At 72.4% G+C, this 22,921-nt stretch carries 15 protein-coding genes; 9 read left to right on the top strand and 6 right to left on the bottom strand.

From position 1 onward, the window contains the following. Positions 1-3: 3 nt before the first annotated feature. The 5 genes from OWM54_RS23525 (at position 4) to OWM54_RS23505 (ending at position 4,721) form a co-directional block, all read left to right on the top strand. The gene (locus OWM54_RS23525; protein WP_267698933.1) at positions 4-1,050 is read left to right on the top strand and encodes an ABC transporter substrate-binding protein; all 1,047 of its coding nucleotides are present in this window, start codon (positions 4-6) and stop codon (positions 1,048-1,050) included. Then, on the top strand, positions 1,047-2,711 hold the full coding sequence (locus OWM54_RS23520) for an ABC transporter permease (protein ID WP_267698932.1): 1,665 nt from the start codon (positions 1,047-1,049) through the stop codon (positions 2,709-2,711). Before OWM54_RS23525 ends, OWM54_RS23520 begins: the two co-directional genes overlap by 4 nt. Beyond that, complete coding sequence (locus OWM54_RS23515; RefSeq protein ID WP_267698931.1) at positions 2,711-3,745, top strand: ABC transporter ATP-binding protein; 1,035 nt, start codon at positions 2,711-2,713, stop codon at positions 3,743-3,745. The genes OWM54_RS23520 and OWM54_RS23515 overlap by 1 nt, the downstream gene beginning before the upstream one ends. 96 nt (positions 3,746-3,841) lie before the next feature. Further along, positions 3,842-4,255 (top strand): hypothetical protein, encoded by a 414-nt coding sequence (locus OWM54_RS23510; RefSeq protein WP_141327058.1) that lies wholly within the window; start codon positions 3,842-3,844, stop codon positions 4,253-4,255. 46 nt (positions 4,256-4,301) lie between these two features. After that, positions 4,302-4,721: a VOC family protein gene (locus OWM54_RS23505; protein WP_141327056.1), complete on the top strand. Its 420-nt coding sequence runs from the start codon at positions 4,302-4,304 to the stop codon at positions 4,719-4,721. Positions 4,722-4,729: 8 nt separating this feature from the next. Here the strand turns inward: OWM54_RS23505 and OWM54_RS23500 are convergent, their stop codons facing one another. After that, on the bottom strand, positions 4,730-6,148 hold the full coding sequence (locus tag OWM54_RS23500) for an MATE family efflux transporter (protein WP_267698930.1): 1,419 nt from the start codon (positions 6,146-6,148) through the stop codon (positions 4,730-4,732). Positions 6,149-6,425: 277 nt separating this feature from the next. Here OWM54_RS23500 and OWM54_RS23495 point away from each other — a divergent pair, with 277 nt between their 5' ends. Next, a complete protein-coding gene (locus OWM54_RS23495) occupies positions 6,426-7,499 on the top strand; it encodes a gamma carbonic anhydrase family protein (RefSeq protein WP_267698929.1) in 1,074 nt (357 codons plus the stop codon). 179 nt (positions 7,500-7,678) lie between these two features. Continuing rightward, positions 7,679-13,390: an AAA family ATPase gene (locus tag OWM54_RS23490; RefSeq protein ID WP_267698928.1), complete on the top strand. Its 5,712-nt coding sequence runs from the start codon at positions 7,679-7,681 to the stop codon at positions 13,388-13,390. Here the strand turns inward: OWM54_RS23490 and OWM54_RS23485 are convergent. From OWM54_RS23485 to OWM54_RS23465, 5 genes are all read right to left on the bottom strand, one after another. Then, positions 13,357-13,758 (bottom strand): hypothetical protein, encoded by a 402-nt coding sequence (locus OWM54_RS23485; RefSeq protein WP_267698927.1) that lies wholly within the window; start codon positions 13,756-13,758, stop codon positions 13,357-13,359. The two genes, OWM54_RS23490 and OWM54_RS23485, sit on opposite strands and share 34 nt — an antisense overlap. A gap of 102 nt (positions 13,759-13,860) precedes the next feature. Further along, on the bottom strand, positions 13,861-16,095 hold the full coding sequence (locus tag OWM54_RS23480) for a M4 family metallopeptidase (protein WP_267698926.1): 2,235 nt from the start codon (positions 16,093-16,095) through the stop codon (positions 13,861-13,863). A gap of 274 nt (positions 16,096-16,369) precedes the next feature. Beyond that, entirely contained in the window at positions 16,370-16,768 is a 399-nt protein-coding gene (locus OWM54_RS23475; protein ID WP_267698925.1) for an STAS/SEC14 domain-containing protein, read from the bottom strand. 102 nt (positions 16,769-16,870) lie between these two features. Then, positions 16,871-17,377: a CinA family protein gene (locus tag OWM54_RS23470; protein ID WP_267698924.1), complete on the bottom strand. Its 507-nt coding sequence runs from the start codon at positions 17,375-17,377 to the stop codon at positions 16,871-16,873. A gap of 31 nt (positions 17,378-17,408) precedes the next feature. Continuing rightward, the gene (locus OWM54_RS23465; RefSeq protein ID WP_267698923.1) at positions 17,409-18,518 is read right to left on the bottom strand and encodes a GRAS family protein; all 1,110 of its coding nucleotides are present in this window, start codon (positions 18,516-18,518) and stop codon (positions 17,409-17,411) included. 336 nt (positions 18,519-18,854) lie between these two features. On the opposite strand from OWM54_RS23465, the gene OWM54_RS23460 reads away from it, so the two are divergent. Further along, complete coding sequence (locus OWM54_RS23460; RefSeq protein WP_267698922.1) at positions 18,855-21,614, top strand: TonB-dependent receptor domain-containing protein; 2,760 nt, start codon at positions 18,855-18,857, stop codon at positions 21,612-21,614. Position 21,615: 1 nt separating this feature from the next. Continuing rightward, entirely contained in the window at positions 21,616-22,899 is a 1,284-nt protein-coding gene (locus OWM54_RS23455) for a hypothetical protein (protein WP_267698921.1), read from the top strand. The last annotated feature ends 22 nt before the right edge of the window (positions 22,900-22,921 follow it).

Below are 22,921 nucleotides of genomic sequence, written 5' to 3'. Positions count from 1 at the left end.
CCCATGTCCCTTCCCCTCCTCGCCCGGGCCTTGGGCCTCGCCGTCGCGCTGGCGGTGCTCGCCGCGTGCCGCATCGAGTCCGCGGCGCCCGCGTCCGGCGCCGCCAACAAGCACGAGGGCGCGCCATCGGGCGAGGTCTGGGTCTACACGTCCATGTATCAGCACGTGCTGGACGCGATGGAGCCGCTCCTGAAGGAGAAGCTCCCCGGCGTCACGGTGCGCTGGTACCAGGCCGGCAGCGAGAAGGTGGCCAGCCGCCTGGAGGCCGAGCGCGCCGCGGGCGCCGTGCGCGCGGACCTCCTCTCCGCGTCGGACCCGTTCCTCGTCGAGCGGCTCGCGCGCGAGGGGGCCCTCCTGCCGTATGCGTCCGTGCACGTGCTGCGGGCCCCGCGCGCGTTGGTAGACCTGGATGCCCGCTACGCCTCCATCCGCGTGTCCACCATGGTGCTGGTGCATCGCGAGGGCTCGCCGCCCCCGCCCGCCTCGTTCGCGGCGCTGGTGGATGGGAGCTGGAAGGGACGCGTGGCCATCGGCGACCCGCTCACGTCGGGGACCGCCTTCACGTGGGCCGTGTTCTGTCATTCCAGGTACGGCGAGGCGTACTTCACCGGCCTGCGCGAGCACGGCGCGCTCGTGGCAGGAGGCAACGCGGCGGTGCTCCAGAAGGTCGAGAGCGGCGAGGCCGACGCGGGCGTGCTGCTGCTCGAGAACGCGCTGGCCGCCCGGGCGCGCGGCAGCAGGCTGCACATCGTCTGGCCCACCGACGGCGCGGTCACCATCCCCGGCCCCGTGGCCATCCTCGCCGGGACGCCGAACCCCGTGGCCGCCCGCGCCGTGGTGGACGTGATGCTGTCCGCCGAGGGCCAGCGCCTCATCGTCGAGAAGGGAGACATGCACGCGGTGGACCCCCGGCTGCCGGGCCCTCGCGAGGAGCCGGGCGTGGACGCGCTGCTACAGCGCACGCAGCCGTGGACGCCGCCCCTTTTGGAACAGGGGCTCACGCGGGGCAGCGCCATCAAGGAAGCCTTCAGCCGGGCCTTCGCGCGATGAGGGTGCCCACGCGGTGGCTGGGGCTTGGCGCGTGGCTCTTGCCGCTGCTCGTCTTCGCGGTGGGGCCCGTGGTGGCGCTGCTGGCGCGCGGGCTCGGCGCGCAGACGGGCGACGCGGGGATGAGCGGCCTGGGCGCGGAGGCGGGGGCGCTGCTCAACACGCTGGCCATCTCCGGCGGCGCGGCGCTGCTCGCGCTCTGCCTGGGCACGCCGCTGTCGCTCTTGCTGTTCCGCACGGACCTGCCGCTGCGCGGCGGCTTCACCGTGCTCTTCACCCTGCCCTCCGCCATCCCCGCCTTCATCTGGGGCATGGGGTGGTTGTCATTGGCGAGCCCTCGCGCGGGCTATCTCAATCGCCTGCTGGGCGCGGGCACGCTCGACATCCACGGCCCGGTGGGCATCGCCTTCGTCGAGGGTGTGTCCGGCCTCCCGCTCGTGCTGCTCGCGGGCGCCGCGGCGCTGCGGCGCGTGGACCCGGCGCTGGAGGAGGCCGCGCGCGTGTGCGGCGCCTCCCCCCTGCGCGCGCTGCTCACGACGACGGTGCCGCTGGTGATGCCGTCGCTGCTCTCCGGCGCGGTGATGGTGTTCCTGATGGCCGCGTCGTCGTTCGGCGTGCCGTACCTCCTGGGCGTGTCCGCGACGCCGCCCACGCGGGTGCTCACCACGCGCATCTACGAGCTGGTCCTGCTGGGCGAGGAGGGCCTGGGACGCGCCAGCACGCTCGCGCTCGTGCTGCTGCTGCTCACGCCGCTGTCGCTCTTCGCCACGTGGGCGCTGGGGCGCGCGGGGCGCGTGCGGTTGAGCGCGGGCAAGGGGCTGTCTCCACGGCCCCTGTCCCTGGGCCGCGCGCGGAGACTGGCCACCGGTGGCGTGGCGGCGGCCTGCGTGCTGCTGGTGCTGCTGCCCCTGGGCGCCATCCTGCTCACCTCGCTGCAGCGGGGCTTCGGGGCCCGGCTGGCGTGGGAGGAGTTGACGCTGTCGCACTGGTCCGGCGTGCTGTTCGAGCCGCGCACGCTGCGCGCCACGGGCTTGAGCCTGCTGCTCGCGACGGGCGCGGGTGCGCTGGTGTGCGGCCTGGGGCTGTCGGCGGCGCTGCTCCAGCGGGCGTGGCGTCGCCTGGGCGCGGGCGTGGAGGCGCTCGCCGTCTGGCCCTACGCGGTGCCGGGCACGGTGCTGGCATTGGCGCTGCTCGTCGCGTTCTCGCGCGACTGGCGCTTCATCCTCGTGGACCGCGTGGCCTTCGTGCTGGCGCTGGCGCACACGCCGTGGCTGCTGCTCGTCGCGTACGCGGCGAAGTACCTGGCGCTGGGCACCCGCAACGCCTCGGAGGCGCTCGCGCAGCTGGACCCCTCGCTGACGGAGGCGGCGCGCGTGTCGGGCGCGGGCCCGCTGCGCGCGTTCCTGGACGTGCCGCTGCCGCTGCTGCGGCCCGCGCTGACGGTGGCCTTCATCCTGACCTTCCTGGCGTGCGCGACGGAGATAACGATGTCCGTGCTGCTGGTGCCCGCGGGCTCGGAGGTGCTGGGCAAGCTGCTGTTCGACCTGCAGAGCTACGCGGACCCGGCCTCCGCGGCGGTGCTCGCGTGCGCCTTCGTGGCGCTGGTGGTGGCGGGACAAGCGGTGCTCGCGCTGGTGTCGCGGCGCGCGACGGAGACGCGGTGATGGCGGCGATTGCGTTGCGGTCCGTGTTCAAGGCCTACGGCGCCACGCCCGTGGTGCGCGGGCTGAGCCTGGACGTCCACGAGGGCGAGCTGGTGTCGCTGCTGGGCCCCTCCGGCTGCGGGAAGACGACGACGCTGCGCATGCTCGCGGGCCTGGAGCACCCGGACTCGGGCGTCATCCGCATCGGCGACGAGACGGTGGCGGGCCCCGGCGTGCGCGTGCCGCCCGAGCGGCGCGGGCTGGGCATGGTGTTCCAGGGCTACGCCGTCTGGCCCCACCGCTCCGTCGAGGAGAACGTGGCCTATCCGCTGGTGCTGCGCCGCGTGCCGAAGGCGGAGCTGGCCACCCGCGTGCGCGAGGCCTTGCGACAAGTCCGTCTGGAGCACCTGGCCACGCGCAGGCCCCACGAGCTGTCGGGCGGACAGCTGCAGCGCGTGGCGCTCGCGCGCGCCCTGGTGGCCAGCCCCCGCGTGCTGCTGCTCGACGAGCCGCTCTCCAACCTGGACGCGGCGCTGCGCGAGGAGCTGCGCGCGGAAATCGCCACCCTGCGCGCGAAGCTGGGCACCACGCTCGTCTTCGTCACGCATGACCAGGGCGAAGCGCTCGCGCTGTCGGACCGCATCGCGGTGATGAACCAGGGCGTGCTCGAGCAGGTGGACTCACCCCAGACGCTCTACCGGGAGCCCGCCACCCCGTTCGTCGCGGGCTTCGTCGGCGGCGCCAACGTGCTCACGGGCGAGGTGCGCGACGGCCACTTCCACACCGCCCCCGGCGGTACCGTGTTCGCGCTGCCGCCCGAGAGCCCCGCCACCCCGGGCCCCACCACCCTGGTGGTCCGCCCCGAGGACGTGGCGCTCGGCGAGCACGGCACGCCCCTGCCCATGTCCGCGCGCCTCTTCCTGGGCCACGCCGCCGAGTACCGCTTCCCCGTCGGCAGCACCCTCCTGCGCGCGGTGGCCCCTCCACTCGAGGTGTGCGCGGGGCAGACACTCCACGTCCTCCTGCGCAAGGTCCGCCTCTTCGCGCCACGTTGAGCCGAGGCACCTGGATGTTTTCGGACTCATTGCCCCAGAGGAACCGCTCCGGGGAGACTCCCAGCGTCCCCCCCCCCCCCGACTCCCGGAGTCCACGTGTTTCGCCCCATCGCCCTGCTCGCGCTCCTCGTGTCGTGCCTCGGTCTCACCGCCTGCTTCGAGGACGACGTCTGTACCGAGATCTCCACCTGTGGCGGCTGCGCCAGTGAGTACGTCGCCAACGCCTGCAAGTGGTGTCCGTCCGACAGCACCTGCTCCGCGTATGGCGAGGGCAGCTCCTGCTCCTACTCGGAGCTGAAGGACGACGCGGACGAGTGCGGCGGTACGTCGAGCGCGTGCAACAGCCCGTACTCGGGCCCCTCGGCCGACCCGCAGTCCTCCTCCTTCTGCCAGGCCGCGTACCACTACGGCTGCCAGGGCCAGACGTCGCGGCGCGACGACAACTGCCGCGTGTACGCCCAGTTCGAGGCGGACAACCCGGGCATGCCGTCCTGCCCCTACTGCCCCTGAGCGATTGGGCGCGCGAGGAGGCTCGGGCCGGGTTAAAGCCGCACCCATGAGCGACTCGAACCCGAGCATCCTTTCCCACGTCTCCCTCGGCACGAACGACTTCGCGAAGGCCGTGGCCTTCTACGACGCCGTCCTCGGCACCCTCGGCTGCAAGCGGGTGCTCGACTTCCCCAACGCCGTGGCCTACGGCAAGCAGTTCCCCGAGTTCTGGGTGCAGGCCCCCATCGACGGGCAGCGCGCCAACGTCGGCAATGGCACCCACTTCGGCTTCATCGCCGCATCGAAGGAGGCCGTGCACGCCTTCCACCAGGCCGCGCTCGCGGCGGGCGCCACCGACGACGGCGCCCCCGGGCCCCGTCCGCAGTACGGCGCGCCCTACTACGGCTGCTTCGTGAAGGACCTGGACGGCCACAAGATTGAGGCGTCCTTCTGGGATGAGTCCGCGGGCGGCGCGCACGGCGTCTGACGTGGCGCCTACACCTGGCGCAGCTTCCAGCGCCCTCTGCGGAAGAGGAGGGCCGCGAGCACCGCCAGCACGGAGAAGGCCACGGTGAGCGAGAGGAACACCCCCGAGGGCCCCATCTTCAGGGGCCCCGACAGCACCCACGCCAGGGGCAGCTCCAGAATCCAGAAGCAGAACACGTTGATGAGCGTGGGCGTGGTGGTGTCCCCCGCGCCGTTGAACGACTGCGTCAGCACCATGCCGAAGGCGTAGAAGAGGAAGCCTCCGCTGATGATGCGCAGCGCGTGCGAGCCGTGGTCCACCACCACCGGGTCCGGGGAGAAGGCGCCCACCAGCGGCTGGGCGAAGGCGACGAACAACACCCCCAACGAGCCCAGGAACACGGCGTTGATGCGCCCCGCCGTCCACACGGCCTGCTCGCCGCGCTCCGGCTGACGCGCGCCCAGGCTCTGGCCCACCATCGTCGCCGCCGCGTTGGCCAGGCCCCACGAGGGGAGCAGCGCGAAGAGCACGATGCGCATCGCGATGGTATAGCCCGCCACCGCCTGGCTGCCGAAGGTGGAGACGATGCGCGCCAGCACCACCCAGCTCGTGGTGTTCACCAGCGACTGCGCCGTGCCCGCGCCCGACAGCCGCAGCATGGAGAGCATGGTGCCCACTTCCAGCCGCACGTGCTCCCAGCGCACGCGCAGCCGCCCGCTCCCCCGGGCCAGCCGGTAGATTTGGTACACCACGCCGCAGCCCCGGCCGAACGTGGTGGCCACCGCCGCGCCCATGACGCCCAGCTCCGGGAAGGGGCCCACGCCGAAGATGAGCATCGGCGCCAGGACGATGTTGATGGCGTTGGCCAGCCACAGCACCCGCATGGCGATGGCCGCGTCCCCCGCGCCCCGGAAGATGGCGTTGATGAGGAACAGCAGGAGCACCGTGCCCATGCCGCCGAGCATCACCTGCGTGTAGCGCACGCCGTGCTCCAGCACCCACGGCTCGCCGCCCATCAACTCCAGCAGGGAGCGCGAGAACACCACGCCGCCCACCGCCAGGGGGATGGCCAGGAACACGCCCAGGCCAATCGCCTGCACCGCCGTGCGCGCGGCCTGCTCCGGGTTCTTCTCACCGATGCGCCGCGACACCAGCGCGGTGGCGCCGATGCTCAGCCCCGCGGCCGCCGCGTAGATGATGGTGAGCAACGACTCCGTCAGCCCCACCGTGGCGACCGCATCCGCGCCCAGCCGCCCGACGAAGAAGACGTCCACCACCGCGAAGATGGACTCCATCACCATCTCCAGCACCATGGGGACCGCGAGCAGGAAGATGGCGCGCTTCACGGGCAGCCCCGTGAGGTCCTTCTCCGTGCCGTGCATGGCCTCCTTCAGCGACGCCCAGAACTCCTCTCGCGGCACGGACTCCCGCCCCTCCACCTGCGACATGTGTGCTGCCTCCTGGACCGCCCCGCCGAGCCTCGGGCCCTTCTGTCAGGAAGGGGCGACGGCGTCCAGGACGCCGCGGCGCGCGGCCGGCTGACCCGCACGGCGCCTCGCGGCGGGGCGGGTGCGCACGCTCGGCCTTGTCCTCCGCGCCCGGGCGGGCGTGGATGGCCGTCACCCACCCCAGACCCGGGGCCGGGTTACGCGCTGTTCGCCGTTGCACCTCCGACACCACTCCAGCGCCTCCGGGCGGTCCTTCATCGCCGAGGCGAGGTGTAGCTTGCGCCCACTCATGATGCCGAGCTTCTCTCGTTCGCTGTTCCCGTCAGTCCCCAGTCCGGGCACCGCGCACTTCCGTCTGGCCAGCAGTGCGCGCGTGCTGGGGCGCGTGCACCTGGGACCCGGAGTCCACCTCGCGCAGGGCGCGGTGGTCTGCTCTCCGGAGGGCGCGGTTCAACTGGGCGCGGGCTCCACGCTGCGGGAGAACACCACCGCCGTCGGCACCGCGCGTCATCCCGTGGTGGTGGGCGAGAAGACGACGCTGGGCCCGCGCAGCCTGGTGCTCGGCGCGTCGGTGGGCCACCTGTGCGACGTGGGCCCGGGGGCCATCCTCCAACCGGACGCCCGGCTGGGCGACCGCTGCCTGGTGGCGGATGGGGCGCTGGTGCCCTCCGGCATGTGGGTGCCCTCGGATTCCGTCGTCGTCGGCCGGCCCGCGCGCGTCGTGCGGCGCGTGGACACCGGCGACCTGGAGCGGCTGCGCGCCTCGCGCGGCGGCTCGCTCACCCTTCCCCAACAACCCCTCACCCCTTTCTTCGCCAGAGACCGCGCCGAGGATGCACCCATGGGACAGCTCTACTCCCTCCGAGACAAGCACCCGCTCGTCCACCCCACCGCCACCCTGTTCTCCTCCGCCGAGGTGACGGGCGACGTGCTCATCGGCCCCGGCGCTATCATCGGCCCCGGCGTGCGCATCATCGGCGAGTCCCACGCGCCGCTGCGCATCGGCGCGGGCGTGCGCATCCACGCCAACGCCGTGGTGCAGCTGCAACCGGGGGGCACGCTGGTGGTGGAGGATGGGGCCATCATCGGACCGGGCTGCCTGGTGCACGGCTGCTTCGTGGGCGCGGGCACCGTGGTGGAGGCGGGCGCCATCCTCTGCGACCGCAGCCGGCTGGGGCGAGGCTGCCTGGTCGGCGCGGGCAGCATGGTGCGCCCCGGCTCGCTCTTCCCGGACGCGGCCCAGGTGGATGGCTTCCCCGCGGTGCAGACGGGCTTCTTGTCCGCGCTGCCCGCGGCGCCGCCCTGGGCGCTCAAGCCGGAGGACCTGCCGGAGCTGCGCCGCGTCAGCTGAAGCCGCTCGCCGCCCGGGCATGCCGCGAGGCCCCGCCCCGCTGCCCGCTGTCGCCTCCCGTCCCGCGTGCCGAGGGGCGCCTTCGTCCAAATCCTGAGGGAACGGGCCCGCCCGCGCGTGGAAACGTCCGCGCGCCTGGGGGACGGACGGAGGACCTCGCCTCGCGGCGGGGACGAACGATGTGGCAGGCGCCGGGCACCGAAGGCCTTCAGGAAATCCATCGGGGACGCCGGTACGTCGTGTTCCGCACCTGGGCACGCGATGGCCGGCCCCTCATCATCAAGCAGGTCCGCCAGGGGCCGCTCGCCGCCGGCAGCGCGCCCATGCTGCGCCACGAGCACGCGCTGCTCACCGGGCTGCGCGACACCGTGCCCGACCTCGCGCGGGTCGTGTCGCTGGAGGACGCGCCCTCGCACCCGCCCGCGCTGGTGCTGGAGGACGCGGGGCCGCACAACCTGCAGGAGTGGCTGCGCCGCAAGCCCGTGGACCTGGAGCGCTTCATGGCGCTGGCGCTCCAGCTCACCGGCATCCTCACCCGCCTGCACGAGCAGCACGTCATCCACCGCGACCTCAACCCCACCAACCTGGTGATGAGCGCCGACGGCACGCACCTGACGCTCATCGACCTGGACCTGGCCACGCGCGTCTCGGGCATCGCCCCCAGCAGTGATTTGCCCGGCGAGCTGCAGTGGGCCCTGCCGTACGTCGCCCCGGAGCAGACGGGACGGATGAACCGGCCCATCGACCACCGCGCGGACCTGTACTCGCTGGGCGCCACCTTCTACGAGCTGCTCACGGGGCTGCCGCCGTTCACCTCCCCGGACCCGGTGGAGCTGGTGCACGCGCACCTGGCCCGCGCGCCCGTGCCGCCCGCCTTCGTCAACCCCGCCGTGCCGCGCATCGTCTCGGACATCGTCCTCAAGCTGCTCGCGAAGATGCCGGAGGAGCGCTACCAGGGCGCCGACTCGCTCCTGTCGGACCTGCTCGAGGCCAGCCGGCGTCAGAACGACGGGGACTTCACGCTGGGGCGGCTGGACCTGGCCCACCAGCTGTCGCTCCCGGAGCGCCTGTACGGCCGCGAGCCCGAGCAGCAGGCGCTGCGCGCGGCCCGCGAGCGCGTGCGCCGGGGCGGAAGCGAGCTGGTGCTGCTGTCGGGCGCGGCGGGCATCGGCAAGTCCGCGCTGGTGCACGAGCTGGCGCGCGACGCGCTCCCTGGAGACCGGCTGCTCACCGGCAAGTTCAACCAGCTGCAGGGCACCGTGCCCTATGCCGCCTTCGTGCAGGCGTTCCAGGGGCTGATGCGCGAGCTGCTGGAGGAGTCGCCCCCGTCGCGCGACTTCTGGCGCGAGCGCCTGTTGGGCGCGCTGGGGCCGCACGCGCGTGTCATCACCGACGTGGTGCCCGCGCTGGAGGTGCTGCTCGGGCCGCAGCCGGTGCCGCCCGCGCTGGGACCGGTGGAGGCCGCCGCGCGCTTCCACCTGCTCTTCCAGTCCTTCGTGCAGTCGCTGGCCACGCCCCGGCACGCGCTCATCCTGTTCCTGGATGACCTGCAGTGGGCGGACCCCGGCTCGCTCCACCTGCTGGAGAGCCTGTGCACGGACCCGGGCTCGCGACACGTCCTCTTCATCGGCGCGTGGCGACCGCAGGAGGTGGGCCCCGGACACCCGCTGTCGCGCCTGCTCGACGTGCTCGCGGAGCAGGACACGCTGCCGGTCCAGGACCTGGAGCTGGCGCCGCTGGAGGTCGGCGCCATCACCGCGCTGTGCGCGGACACCTTCCAGCTGGAGCCCGCGCGGGTGGCGCCCCTGGCCCGGCTGCTCGCGGGCAAGACGGCGGGCAACCCGCTCTTCCTCACGCGGCTGTTGCGCCTGCTGCACGCGTCCGGGCTCCTGCGCTTCGACTGGGAGCGCGGCACGTGGACCTGGGAGCTGGAGCGGCTGTCCCGGGTGGAGGTGACGGAGAACGTGGTGGAGCTACTGCTCGCCGCCATCCGCCGCCTGCCCGAGCGCACCCAGTACGTGCTGGAGGTGGCCGCGTGCCTGGGGGACCAGGTGGAGCTGGGGCTCCTGTCGTCGCTCGTCGACGAGGACGAGCAGGACGCGGCCTCCGCGCTGTGGAGCCTCCTGCGAGAAGGGCTGCTCGTCCCCGAGAGCGAGCCCGCGCGCGCGCCGGCGACGACGGACGGCGCTCGGCGCGAGGCCACCTACCGCTTCGCGCACGACCGCGTCCGACAGGCGGCGTACTCGCTGCTCACCGAGGACCAGCGTCAGGCGCTGCACCTGGCCGTGGGACGCAAGCTGTGGCACGGCGCGAGGGGCGAGGCGCTGGAGGAGCGCCTGTTCGCGGTGGTGGACCACCTGTACCGGGGCCTCGGCCAGCTGAGCGACGGAGAGGAGCGCGAGCAGCTGGCGGAGCTGTTCTTCCGCGCGGGCTTCAAGGCCAAGGGGGCCTCCGCCTTCGGCGCGGCGCTGGTGTACTTCACCCGCGGCCTGTCGCTGCTGCCCGCGGACGGGGGACTTCGGCGACAGGCCCGGCTCTTCCAGGTGCACCGGGAGGCCGCAGAGTGCGCGTACCTCTCCGGCAACGGGAGGCTGGCGGAGGAGCTGCTGCACACCGCGCACACGCACGCCGCGTCCGCGACGCAGAAGGCGGACCTGTACGTGCTCCAGGTGCTCGCGAACCTCATGACGGGCAGCTACCCGGAGGCGCTCGCCGCGGGCCGCGAGGGGCTGCGCCTGTTCGGCGTGGAGCTGCCCGAGCACGGCTACACGGAGGCGCTCGCCGAGGGACAGGCGCGCGTGCGCCGGCACCTGGACGGGCGCCGGGTGGAGGCGCTGCTGGACGCGCCGATGATGACGGACAGCGGGCACCTGGCCTGCGTGCAGCTGCTGTCGGAGCTCGTCACGCCCGCCTTCTTCGTGGACCCGGACCTGTTCGCCTGGCTCAACACGCTGGCGCTGGCGCTCACGCTGGAGCATGGCAGCTCGCGCTGGGCCCCGGCCGTGTACGCCGTGCAGGGCATGCTGCTGGCGAGCCGGGGCGAGGTGGAGGAGGCCCAGGCCTACGGACACCTGGGCGTGGCGCTCGCGCGCAAGCTGGGCGACGCCAGGCAGGAGTGCCGGGCGCTCATCAGCCTCACGCTCAACGTCAACCACTGGCGCGCGCCCCTGCGCACCAGCCTGTCCCTGCTGCGCCGGGCGGTGACGACGGGGCTGGCCAGCGGTGACCTGCAGTTCACCAGCTACGCGCTCACCACCGTCGTCTCCACGGAGCTGGCGATGGGCACCGAGCTGGTGCGCATCCTCGGCTCCATCGACACCGCGCTCTCCTACTCCCGGCGCGCCAACGTGCAGGGCATGGTGGACGTGTCCCTGCTCTACCGTCAGGCCATCCGCGCGCTCCAGGGCCGCACGCGCACGCCGGCGCGGCTGGACGACGACGACTTCGACGAGAGCGCCTACCTCGCGTCGGACCGGGTGGAGCAGACCAACCTCTACCTGCTCGCGATGATGAAGCTGTTCGTCGCCTACGTGATGGGCGACCTCGACGAGGCGCTGCGCATGTCGCGCGAGGCCCTGCCCTACGTGCACTACACGCAGGGCTTCTTCCGCAACGTGGACTTCAACGTGCTCACCTCGCTGACGCTCCTGGCGCGCGCGTCGCGGACACCGCTGGAGAAGGAGGCCCTGCTGTCCCACGTGGAGGCCAACCAGCGCAGGCTGGAGGCGTGGGCCCGGACGTGCCCGGAGAACTTCCGTCACAAGCACCAGCTGGTGGCGGCGGAGGTGGCGCGGCTGGAGGACCGGGCGCTGGAGGCGATGCGGCTGTACGACAGCGCCATCGACGGCGCGCACACCGAGGGCTTCCTCCAGGACGAGGCCCTGGCCCACGAGCTGGCGGGGCGGTTCCACCAGCAGCAGGGCCACCGGCGCCTGGTGCCGCTGTACCTGCGCGCGGCGCTGGACTGCTACGTGCGCTGGGGCGCGCAGGCGAAGGTCACGCAGCTGGAAGAGGAGTTCCCGGAGCTGGCGACGCGGCTGGACCGGCCCTGGACGGAGCCCGGCGCCATCACGACGGGCCCCACGCCGCCGGGGGCCTCGCTGGACCTGCTCACCCTGCTCAAGGCCTCCGAGACGCTGGTGAGCGAGGTGGTGCTGGACCGGCTGCTCGAGAAGCTGATGGCGGTGTGCTTCGAGGCGGCGGGGGCCACGCGCGGGGCGCTGGTGCTGGACGAGGGCGGCAGCCGCCAGGTCTGCGCCGTGGGCGCCAGCTCCGAGCCGGTCAGCCTGGAGCGCACCCCGCTGGAGTCGAGCCCCCAGGTGCCGGTGACGTTGGTGGAGCACGCCTTCCACACCGGTGAGACGCTGGTGCTGGCCGACGCCGCGCACCAGGGCCGCTTCGTGGGGGACGCCTACGTGGTCCGCCGCGCGGTGAAGTCCGCGCTCGTCGTGCCCATCCAGCGCCACGGCAACACGGTGGGCGTGCTCTACCTGGAGAACGACCTGGCCACGCGCGCCTTCACCCCGGAGCGCGTGGGCGTGCTGCGCACGCTGTCGTCGCAGATCGCCATCTCGCTGGAGAACAGCCGCCTGTTCGAGCAGCTCCACGTGGAGGTGCAGGAGCGCCGCCGCGCGGAGCGGGCCGTGCGCTTCCTGGCGGACACGGGGCTGGCCCTGGCCGAGTCGCTGGACGTGGAGGTGATGCTGGGCAACGCCATGCGGCGCGTGGTGCCCTTCCTGGCGGACTGGTGCATCGTCACCGTCGTCGAGCGCGGCGAGCACCTGAGGGTGCTGTCGGCGACGCACGTGGACGCGCGCAAGGAGGCGCGGCTGAAGCAGATGCTGGAGCGGTACCCGGTGGACTGGACGTCCCCGCCCGCCCTCGTCCACGCGCTGCGCACCGGCCAGCCCTTCCTGCGCGAGGACGTCCCCGACTTCATCCTGCGCGAGCATGGCCATGGCCAGGAGTACATCGACACCCTGCGCGACATCGGCTCACGCGCCGCCATGCACGTGCCGCTCATCGCCGGAGGCAAGACGCTGGGCGTCGCCACCTTCGTCTCCGGCGCGCCCGGAAGGCGCTACACGGAGGCGGACCTGGGGCTCGCCCAGGAGCTGTCGCGCCGCGTGGCCGTCTGCCTGGACAACGCCCGCCTCTACCGCGAGGCCCAGGACGCCGTGCGCCTGCGCGACGAGTTCCTCAGCGTGGCCTCCCACGAGCTCAACACGCCGCTCACCTCGCTGCGCCTCATGGTGCAGACGCTCCTGCGCCACACGCCGCCCGGGCTGCCGCCCCACGCCGTGCGCGCGCTGCGCACGCTGGACGGCCAGACGCTGAAGCTGGCCACGCTGGTGGAGGAGATGCTCGACATCTCACGGCTCCAGGCCGGGCGCATGGACCTGCGCCTGTCGCGCGTGGACCTGGCGGACCTCATCCGCCACGCGGCCGGCAGGCTCGCCGAGCCGCTGGAGCGCGCCGGCTGCGCGCTGGAGCTGCACATCGACGGTCCGCTGTGGGGGAACTGGGACGGCGCGCGGCTGGGGCAGGTGCTGGTGCACCTGCTGTCCAACGCGCTCAAGTTCGGCCCGGGCAAGCCCATCACCCTGCGCGCGTGGGAGGACGACGGGCGGGTGCGCGTGAGCGTGACGGACCGGGGCATCGGCATCGCGGAGGACCGGCTCGCCGACATCTTCGAGCGCTTCGAGCGCGCCGTCTCCGTGCGCGCCTACGGCGGCCTGGGCCTGGGGCTGCACCTGGTGCGCGAAATCCTCACCGCGCTCGGGGGCTCCATCCACGTGGAGAGCACCCCCGGCGAGGGCAGCACCTTCACCGTCGAGCTGCCGACCGACCCCGAGGCTCAGAAGTCCTCGTACTCCATCGAGATGACATAGGGCTTCGTGGCGCTGACCCGGCCCGCGGCGTCCGTGTGCAGCTCGCAGCCCAGCATCTGGCTCACCGGCGCGTCGAAGCGGAGGATGCGCAGCCGCTTCGCGACGGAGCCCTCCAGCCGGACGGGGTAGCCCAGCGAGCGCGAGCGCTCCAGCGCGTCCTCGGGCAGCTCGCCCGCCTTCACCTCGCCGCAGAACCCCGCGATGCGCGCCTGCACCTGCCGCTCCCTGCGCGGCGTCAGGACGCGCGCGCTCAGCCAGGAGAAGAACAGCACCAGTCCCGGCACGAGCACGAACACCAGCAGCGACACGCCGCAGCCGTACCGGCCCCACGAGGTGCCACCCGGCTTCGCCGCGCTGTCACGTGCCATCCGCATGCTCCCTTGCGTGCCCCGGGAAAAAGCAACACCCGGGAGGCCCATGATGGCCCCCCGGGTGTCGCCGTCCAACCCCGAACCTCGAAGCTCCTGGAGCTAGTAGGAGCCCTTCAGCGTCACGCCCGTGAAGGCCGAGTAGGCGCGCACCATCACGTAGTACTTGCCGGCCGTGGAGTTCGTCAGCTGGCAGGTCTCCGCGTTGCCACCCAGGTACGGGCGGCAGTCGTAGGTGCCGGAGCCCGTGCCGGGGGCCGAGCCGAAGCGGACGTACAGGTCCGCGTCACCCGTGCCGCCGCTGGTGGTGAACGTCACGCGGGTGTTGGCCGGCACGTCCATCGTGTAGTTCACGCTGGCGCTCGTGGCGGCGGACAGGCCCGTCACCGGCACGTTGTTCTGCAGCACGTTGCTCACGGTGGCGCTCGCCGTGCCCGTCAGCGTCACGTTGGAGTAGGCCGAGTACGCGTAGAGCAGGACGTGGTAGGTGCCCGCCGTCGGATTGTTGAGGGTGCACGTCTCCGTGCTGCTGCTGCCCGCGGAGCTGCACACGTAGCTGGACGTGGTCGGCTGGGTGCCGCGCCCCACGTACAGGTCCAGGTCACCCGAGCTGCCCGTGGTGGTGAACACCACCTTGGTGGTCCCCGCGGGGACGACCAGCGAGTAGTACTTCTCGTTGCCCAGCGTGCCGGAGATGCCCGTCACGGGCGTACCGTTGGTCAGCGGGATGGAGACCGGCGGCGTCCACACGCCGTTGACCCCCACCGCCTCCCAGGCCGCCTTCACCGCGTCCTGGATGGCCTGGCTGTAGTTGAGGTCGGCGGCGGCCTGGATGGTCCACGTCTTCGCCTGGAGGAACGTGGTGCCCTCCGTGAAGATGTCCGTGTTGGCCTTGTACCAGATGCGCGCGGCCGTCTCGACGCCGATGGCCGGCACGTTGATGGTGGTGCGGCCGCGCGGGTGCGTGCCGCCCTTGGCGAGCAGCGCGAAGGCCAGGTTGGGGATGCCCGAGCTGTAGTGCACGTCGGTGCTGGACGTGTAGCTGTCGAGGTGGTCCAGCGAGACGCCGTCCTTCCTCGGGTCATCCATGTAGCGCAGGGCGTCGTTCTGCGTGTTCGGCGTCCACACCTGCTCGCCAATCATCCAGATGGCGGGCGCGGTGCTCCAGGTGCCGGACGCCCAGCTCTGGCAGATGGCGGCGAAGGTGTCCGACAGCGCCTCGTTCAGACCGCCGGACTGGCCGGAGTAGATGAGGTTGGACTCGCGCTCCGTCACCGCGTGCGTCAGCTCGTGCACCGTGACGTCCGGGTCCTTGCCCAGCTCGATGGAGTTCACGCCGTCGCCGTCGCCGTACACCATCTGGCTGCCGTTCCAGAAGGCGTTCACGTAGTTGCTGCTGTAGTGGACGGTGCTGCGCAGCTCCGCGCCCGCGTTGTCGAACGAGTCGCGGCCGAACAGCGTCTGGTAGCAGTCGTACGTGTAGCCCAGCTGCGTGTGGTTCTGGTCCACGTGTGCGTCGTTGGTGACCGCGCCCAGCTCGCCGCGGCGCAGGGTGCCCGGCAGCGTGGTGCCGTTGTTGGCCGTGTACACCGCGCGGTTGCGGGCGGTGTGGATGAGCGGGTGGCGCGCCACGACGCCCGCCTTGCCGAGCGCGTCGACGTAGACGTTGTCCACCAGGGGGATGCCGGAGGGCTGGGTGCCCGTCACGCGCACGTGCCAGGCGAGGAACAGCGTGCCCGCGTCGTCACGCACGTAGACCAGCCGGGGCTGGCCCTCGGAGGCGATGCCGGTGCCGGCGGTGGCACGGGCCGCCGCGCTCGCCGCCGCGGCGGCGTCCACGCGGGGCGTGGCGGGCAGGTCCACGCCGTCACGGGCGGAGCTGTTGGCCGCGTACACGTTGCCGTCGGGGCGCACGTGCAGCATCAGCTCACCGCCCACCACCTCCAGGCCGTTCTTCGTCTGGCGATAGCGCAGGTGCTGGTTGCCCTGGTTGTCCGTGCGCGCGCGCTGCAGGAACAGGTCGTCGGCGCGCAGGCGGAACACCGGGGCGATGTCCGTCAGCGCCGGGGCCGCCGCGAACGCCGCCTGGCCCACGCCCAGCGCCGACAGCGTGCGCTCCACCTTGCCCAGCTCACCCACCAGCGTGTCGGGCACGCCGTCCGTGTGCGCCCCCGCCACGCCCGCGCTCGGCAGCTTCTTGAGCGACTGCTGGATGTCCGACCCCGCCTTCACCTCGGGCGCCTTCGCCTCGTCCGGCGCGGACTCCGTGGTGCCACACGCGGTGAGCGCAACACCCAAGCAGGCCACGCCAATCGTCTTCAGGACTCGATGAGCCAAACGCAAGACCTCCGGTAAAAGGCCATTTATTCGTGACACACCCGGAATCACGATTTCAAACGCAAAAGCCATTATTCATGTTTCGATATATTTCCAACCCAGACACGTCAATTTGCTTTACGTGTGAATCCTCGCGCGACGAGAAATGGCCAGCACAAGGGTAGGACAATGGCTCGAAAGAGCGTGTCTGGCGGTAGAAGTCGAGCCCGCCTGAAAACACGTCTGTCAGCGTCAGGGATTCAACGGGGTTTGAGAGGCATTGACTTCGCGCGGCTCAAGGGCGCGGCTGGGGGGGCTCGGTCGCATCCCCCTGGATGAGCCAGAGGCGCGCGGGAGGCTCCTCCCAGAAGCGGCGCAGGATGCGGTCCGTGCGGCTGTTCTGGGCCACGCGGTTGAGCTGGAGGGCGATGATTTCGCTCTCCACCAGCTCCGCCACGCGCACCACGCCCGAGCGCAGGCCGTACTCCTGCACCTGGCGAATCATGTTGGCGGCCTCGGGCGAGGCGGGGCGGAAGGCGCGCAGGTCCGCCAGGATTTTGATGTCCTGACCGGCGAGCGAGTCGGTGGCCCGCTCCAGCTCCGTCACGAAGGCCTCCATCTCCGGCACCCGGATGTAGCCCTCCAGGACGAAGCCCACGATGGCGTGCGCATTGTCGACGTCGATTCGGAACACCCGGGCTCCTTCGCCACCAGCACGCGCGTCGCGCGCCCCCACAGCGTAGGAGCCCGCTGGTGGAGAGCCCAGACACCCGGGAGTGCGGGGTGGATGTCCGGTTCAGGATTCGACGCTCAGCCGCTCGAGCAACAGCGCGAAGGCGCGGCGGGCCACGGCGTCGCGCACCTGGGCCCGGCCCCCGGCGAAGACGTGGCGCTCCACCGCCGCCGCTCCGCCCCGCCGCATCACCGCGATGAAGGCCAGGCCCACGGGCTTGTGCGGCGTGCCCCCTCCGGGGCCCGCGATGCCCGTCTCCGCCACGGCCCAGTCCGCGCGCGAGCGCTCCAGCGCCCCGCGCGCCAGGGCCTCCGCCGCCTCGGCGCTCACCGAGCCATGCGCCTGGAGCAGCTCGAGCGGGACGCCGAGCTGTTCGACCTTGGACTCGTGGGAGTACGGCACGAAGCCGCGCTCCACCACCGCCGAGGCCCCGGGCACCTGCGTCAGCCGCCCGCACAAGAGCCCGCCGGCGCACGCCTCCACCAGCACCAGCCGCACGCCCGCGCTCCGGCAGCGCTCCAGCACGCGCTCCTCCAGCGACTGCTCCTGTCCGTCGTTTCGCGGCGTCACCGCGCCATCCTCGCGCGGAGGGCCACGGGCCTCAACTCCGGGCAGGCGCGGGTTTCACGGCCAGCACCGCCACCAGCACCTCGTCCCTCCAGCGCAGGCCCACCACGCCCGGCTCGCGCTCCAGCGTCAGCGCCGGGTGCACGCCGTCGGGGCGCAGGTGCTCGAGCAGCTCCAGGGGCTCGAAGCCCGCGCGCGACAGCCGCGCCATCCACATGCGCGCCGTCTCGTGGCGCTCGCAGCGGGCCGACTCGTCCACGGTGCCCACCACGTCCTCCACCTCGCGCCCGAAGAAGCGCTTGATGGCGGCGCGCTCCTCGCCCGGCACGCCCAGGGAGTCCAGCAACTGGAAGACGTGCGTGAAGTGCCGCCACGCGTGGCCGAAGCGCTCCAGGGGCGCGGCCTGGAAGTGGTCCGTGTTCGGCTCGCACATCACCAGCGCCACGGGCTCCAGCGCGCGCAGCTGCCGCAGCACCGCGTCCCGGGCCGGGCCCTGGCTGTCCGGCGCCTCCGCCACGTGGTGCAGGGCGAACGCCGCGTTCACCACCCGGGGTCCCGGCAATGCGCGCAGCCGGGCCCACGTCGCCTCGCTCAGCGCCTCCACCGGGGACTCCACGCCGATGAAGCACACGCTCGCGCCCACCTCACGGGCCACGCGCGCGGTCGTGGCTTCCGCCTGCGCGAGGCTCGCCCCGCTCGGGTCCACGCCCACCAGCGTCAGCCGCCCTGGCAGGGCGCCGCGTCGTGACAGGGATTGCAACAGCCGCACGGCCTGCCGTCCCTGGCCGATGCCCACGTCCACCAGCGTGGCCTCCTCCTGGCCCCCCAGCAGCGACTCCAGCACCGCGTTCGCCAGCGCGTCGGCCGTGGACGCCAGCGGCATGTGGGCCATCAGCGAGCGGAACAAATCAATCTGCCGCTCGCTCGCGTCGGGGTGCAGATAGGGATTGCGGCTCCCCGCACCCGCGCCCGCCAGGCGATGCCTCACGGCGGTGGCGAAGAGCTGGTAGCCCAGGTCCTCGGGCACCGCGTCCACGTCCAGCATCGACTCCAGCGCCCCCAGCGACGCCGTGGCCTCGTCGGCGCGTCCCGACAGGCCCTGCTCCATCGCCTGGAAGAGCAGCTGCTCCTTCTGCGCGCGCATCGCCCCGACTCCTTCCCCACGAGAAGCCCCGCGTGGACTCAACGGTAATGGTGCCCTCCCGGGCCCTCCACCCGCGCCCCACGCCCGCGCCCTTCCTCCGTGAGTTGCCACACACGCGGACGCACGAACGTGCGCCCCGGCCGTCCTCGGGACGACGACGGACTCGTACCCGGCGACCAGGACTCGCCGTGAGGGACCCACCGCACGCGGGATGCATGACTTCCCGCGTAATCGAACAAACCATTCGACGCGCCGGAGGGACGGGGCGAGGCTGCGCCCACCTGAGGACTCGCCGGAGTGACAGTTCCGCGGTCATCGGGTGTTGAAGGGGGCCTCATGCGTTCCAGACGCGGTGTCTTCCTCCCGCTGCTCGTCCTCACCACGCTGTCCGTCCTCGCGCACGCCCAGGGTGTCCCCTCGCCCGCGTCGGACGCGCGCGCCATCGAGGTCCAGCTCCAGGCCAGCGACGGCGGCACCGTGCTCTCCGCCGACGACGCGGAGCGCTTGGGTGTCACCGAGGATGGCCGCGAGGCCCGACTCAAGCCGCCCACGCTCGTCACGCCCTCCCCGGCCGCGTGGCCCGAGGGGCTGGAGGGCACGCCGGGCGAGGTGACGCTGGAGCTCCTGGTGGACGTGGAGGGCGCGGTGGCCGAGGTGAAGGTCGTGGCCGCGCCCCAGGAGCCCCGGCTCACCGAGGCCGCGCGCCAGGCCGCGGCGGGGCTGCGCTTCACGCCCGCGGTGCTCGCCGGCGCGCCGGTGGCGGTGCGGCTGCCCTTCGTCTATCGCTTTGAGCCGCCCGCACCCGTGCCCCGCTCCACCGCGAGCCTCTCCGGAGAGGTGCGGGCCCGGGGCACGCGCCGTCCCCTCGCGGACGCCACGCTCTTCGTCGACGGCGCCACCGAGCCCTCGGGCGCGGTGGACGCGGACGGGCGCTTCACGCTGGCGCTGCCGCCCGGCGTCCACCGCGTGGAGGTGCGCGCGCCGGGACATCAACCGGGCACGTTCGAGGAGACGCTGTCGGAGGGGCAGGCGCTCCAGGTCATCTACCGGCTGCAGCCCGGCCGCGTGAATCCGTACGAGACGGTGGTGCGCGACGAGCGCCCGCGCACGGAGGTGACGCGAATCACGCTGCACGAGCAGGAGCTGCGCGAGGTGCCCGGCACGTTGGGAGACCCGTTCCGCGTGGTGATGTTGATGCCCGGCGTGGGCAGCCTCGCCTCGGGCATCAGCTACCCGGTGGTGCGCGGCAGCCAGCCCGCGGCCACGGGCTTCTTCCTCGACGGCGTGCGCATCCCCATGCTGTACCACCTGATGCTCGGGCCGGCGGTGCTCCACCCGGACTTCATCGACACCGTGGACTTCTTCCCGGGCACGCCGCCGGTGCAGTACGGCCGGCTCCTGGGCGGCGCGGTGGATGGACGGCTGAGCCGTCCGCGCGAGGACCGGCTGCACGTCACCGCCTCGGTGGACCCCATCAACGCCGGCGGCTTCATCGAGTACCCGTTCGAGAGCACCGGCACCTCCGTCAGCGTCGCGGGGCGCCTCAGCTATTCGGCGCTGTTGATGACGCTGGGCTCCAAGCTGCTCAGCTCGGCGGAGACGGAGAAGCTCCACGCCGACTTCTGGGACTACCAGGCGCGCGTCGAGCAGAAGGTGGGCCAGGGACGGCTGCGGCTGTTCGCGCTGGGCAGCTCGGACGACGTGGGCTCCTCGCCCTCGCTCGACTGGGTGGGCATGACGGGCGGCCGCATCGTCTCGCGCTTCCACCGCGTGGATTTGCGCGGCACGCACCCGCTCGCGGGCGGCGACGCGGAGGTGGGCCTCACCTTCGGCACGGACGCGCTGGGGTTCACCGGCCAGGAGTCCTTCCGCACGGCGAGCGGCGCCATCGACTACCAGGACGTCGGTGAGTACGCGCTCGAACAGCTCACCTTCGCGGCGCGCGCGGGCTGGAAGCGGAGCTTGAGCGACACGCTGGAGGTCGCCGTCGGGGGCGACCTCGAGCACCGGCGCGCGGCCACGGACATCCGGGGCACCGGCATTCCTCCTGGCAGCCGGCCCGGCGAGACGACGGACCCGCTCAAGAGCCCGTCCTCGCTGGCGCTGTTCTCCGGCGCGTATCTCTCCGCGACGTGGCTGCCGGCGCCCGGGTGGCTGGTGCAGCCCGGCGTGCGCGTGGACAACTACCACCTGTCCCCCGGCATCAACCACACGGTGGCGGAGCCGAGGCTCACGGTGCGGCGCCAGCTCACGGACACGCTCGCGCTCAAGGGCGGCGCGGGCGTCTTCCATCAGACGCCCACGGTGCTGGTGCACCTGCCCGCGGTGGACACGTCCAGCCTGCGCCACGGGCTCCAGGAGGGCCTGCAGTTCGACGTGGGCGCCGAGTGGAAGGCGATGGAGGGCCTGGAGCTGAGCGGCGACGTCTTCTACAACCCGCTCACCCGCACGGTGGAGCTGGACCTGCGGCAGGTGGTGGAGAACCGCCGTCGCCGGGGGCTCGACACGCCGGACCCGGCCGCGAGCGGGTATGCGTACGGCATCGACCTGATGGCGCGACACCCCTTGGGGAGGGACTGGTTCGGCTGGGTCTCCTACAGCTTCCTGCAGAGCAAGCGGCGCGTGCGCTTCGACCGGTACGGGGATGATGACCGCGTGGTGGAGACGGTGGAGGGCACGCTGCCCTTCGCCTTCGAGCAGGCGCACGTGCTCAACGCGGCGCTCAGCTACAAGCTCGGCAACAACTGGACGGTGGGCACGGTGGTGCACTTCAACACCGGCCGCCCCGAGTCCGGCGAAATCACCACGCTGACGCAGCGCCTGGTGACGGACGCGGACGGGACGCAGGATTGGGTGCGACAGGACCGCGACAAGGCCGAGCGCCTGGACGCGTTCTTCCGCGTGGACCTGCGCGTGGCGAAGTCCTGGGCGATGGAGGACTTCACGCTCGACGCGTACCTGGACATCCTCAACGTGTCCGCGCGGCAGGAGGTGTTCGCGTACGACTACGGCTTCGACGAGGCCCTGCGCCCCGAGCGCAAGCCCACGCGCTTTCCCATCATCCTGCCGCTGCTCGGCGCGAAGGGGACCTACTGACATGCCGCGACTGCTTCGTTGCCTGCCCCTCGTCGCGCTGCTCGTCACGGGCTGCGACCGCAAGCCGGAGGACCCCGTCTTCGTCTACGGCCTCCTGCAACACCTGGATGGCTCGCCGCGCCCGGACGTCGCGTTGACGTTGGAGCGCACGCGCCAGCCGAGCTACGAGCACCCCGAGAACGAGGGCTTCAAGCCCTACACGGAGGCTCGCAGCGAGGGTGGGGGCCAGGTCACGCTGGAGGTGCTCCACGGAGACGCCCTGGAGGAGGGGGAGTACGAGCGGACGCAGTACCGCTTCCGGCTGGCCGCGCCGCTCGAGGCGGGGCATGGCGTCTACACGTCCTTCGTCTTCGAGGACGACGTGGAGATTCCTCCCCTGCGCCCGTGGGCGCCGAACCTGACGGTGGGGCGGGGCGCGGAAGGGCTCGCGCTGTCGTTCGACGCGGCGCCGCCGGTGCCGCCGCTGCCGCCCTCGGGGCGGTTGATGCAATGGGAGTCGGGCGATTCGCCGGACCTGGTGGCAATCGAGCCGTGGACGCCCTACCCGGTGGTCCAGCTGCATGGCCCGGGAGGAAGGCTCTGGGAGGTCCATGACGCGGCGGCGCCCTGGCGTCCCAATCCCTATCAACTGGAGGACTTCGCCGGGGTGGAGGCGCAGGTGCGCGCGGTGAGCCTGGGCACGTGGATCTTCCGCCCGCTGGCCTCCAATGACAGCTCGGTGTCGTTCCGCGTGGAGTGGCGGGGTCCGCGTGTCCCCGTGCCCGTGGGCACGTTGCACCCCGTGAGCCGAGGGGCCGCGTGCACGCCTGCTCCCGTGGGCGAGCCGTGTCCGTACACGGATGGTCTGCTGCGCAAGGTGCGCACCACGCAGGGCGAGGTGGGGTCCGGCGTGGACCAGGTGGTGCTCCAGTGGGAGGCCCCCATCCGTCCCCGGCACGCCGTCATCCGGGAGGTGGAGCTGCATTCGAGCGCCACGCCCCAGCTCCTCTTCCAGGTGGAGGGCAGCCTGGATGGAGGGAGCTGGGCGACGCTGGGGAGCGCGCCGTACGAGAACTACGACGACGTCGAGATACGAGACCCGAGCTTCTCCACCGCGCTCGACCACACGGCGGAGGACAGCCCCTATGGGGATGGGCCGCTGGACATGAAGCGTCCGGCGCGCTTCGTCGAGGTGGCGCTGACGGGGGAGGTGCCGGTGCGCTTCGTGCGCCTGCGGGTGTTCGCGGGAGGAGGCTCGTGGACGATTCCCATCTCCGCGCTCTCGGAGCTCTCGGTGTTCGAGTAGGGGCCATCGCCCTGGAGAGCAG

Origin of the sequence: Myxococcus sp. MISCRS1, from assembly GCF_026626605.1 — a bacterium.
In the GTDB taxonomy this organism is placed as follows: Bacteria; Myxococcota; Myxococcia; order Myxococcales; family Myxococcaceae; genus Myxococcus; species Myxococcus fulvus.
Note: the sequence above shows the minus strand (reverse complement) of the source record. Positions and strands in the feature narration are given on the sequence as shown.

What these genes read in the sequence shown, in the direction of transcription:
- OWM54_RS23525 (WP_267698933.1), top strand. Translation starts at nt 4, where the DNA reads ATGTCCCTTCCCCTCCTCGCCCGGGCCTTGGGCCTCGCCGTCGCGCTG.
- OWM54_RS23520 (WP_267698932.1), top strand. Translation starts at nt 1,047, where the DNA reads ATGAGGGTGCCCACGCGGTGGCTGGGGCTTGGCGCGTGGCTCTTGCCG.
- OWM54_RS23515 (WP_267698931.1), top strand. Translation starts at nt 2,711, where the DNA reads ATGGCGGCGATTGCGTTGCGGTCCGTGTTCAAGGCCTACGGCGCCACG.
- OWM54_RS23505 (WP_141327056.1), top strand. Translation starts at nt 4,302, where the DNA reads ATGAGCGACTCGAACCCGAGCATCCTTTCCCACGTCTCCCTCGGCACG.
- OWM54_RS23500 (WP_267698930.1), bottom strand. Translation starts at nt 6,148, where the DNA reads ATGTCGCAGGTGGAGGGGCGGGAGTCCGTGCCGCGAGAGGAGTTCTGG.
- OWM54_RS23490 (WP_267698928.1), top strand. Translation starts at nt 7,679, where the DNA reads ATGTGGCAGGCGCCGGGCACCGAAGGCCTTCAGGAAATCCATCGGGGA.
- OWM54_RS23485 (WP_267698927.1), bottom strand. Translation starts at nt 13,758, where the DNA reads ATGGCACGTGACAGCGCGGCGAAGCCGGGTGGCACCTCGTGGGGCCGG.
- OWM54_RS23465 (WP_267698923.1), bottom strand. Translation starts at nt 18,518, where the DNA reads ATGCGCGCGCAGAAGGAGCAGCTGCTCTTCCAGGCGATGGAGCAGGGC.
- OWM54_RS23460 (WP_267698922.1), top strand. Translation starts at nt 18,855, where the DNA reads ATGCGTTCCAGACGCGGTGTCTTCCTCCCGCTGCTCGTCCTCACCACG.
- OWM54_RS23455 (WP_267698921.1), top strand. Translation starts at nt 21,616, where the DNA reads ATGCCGCGACTGCTTCGTTGCCTGCCCCTCGTCGCGCTGCTCGTCACG.